The sequence below is a fragment of the Romboutsia sp. 13368 genome (genome assembly GCF_018336475.1).
Lineage (GTDB): Bacteria > Bacillota > Clostridia > Peptostreptococcales > Peptostreptococcaceae > Romboutsia.
Genome location: NZ_CP048741.1, coordinates 710,828 through 711,399, shown reverse-complemented (window position 1 = coordinate 711,399; position 572 = coordinate 710,828).

The following is a 572-nucleotide window of genomic DNA, read 5'->3' as shown; positions in this document are numbered from 1 at the left end:
ATTTTTTATTTCAGTATTTTCAACTTCTCCTAATTTAACTATATAATCAGCAAATCCTTCACCGTGTATCTTTACAGCTCTATCAGGTCTGAAGCTTGGTCTAACTTCACAGTCAAAGTTTTCATCTTTAGCTATTTGTATATGATATTCTNNNTCATTTGCTGGGTCATCAGTTGTTCCTATATATTTAACATTTGATTTTTCTATCATAGTTCTCGCACTGAAGTCTGGACTTTGTATTATTTCATTACACTTATTCCATATTTCTTCTGCATTTTTTTCACTTAAAGTTTCTTCTATTCCAAAGTATGTTTTAAGCTCTAAATGAGACCAGTGGTATATTGGGTTTCCTATTAAGTAAGGCATTGCTTTTGCAAATGCTTTAAACTTTTCAAAATCGCTAGCATTTCCAGTTATATATTCTTCTTCTATACCAAAACTTCTAAGAGCTCTCCACTTATAGTGGTCTCCACCTAACCATATTTCAGTTATATTATTGTATCTCTTATCTTCAGCTATTTCCTGAGGATTTAAGTGACAGTGATAGTCACATATTGGCATTTTAGCCACAT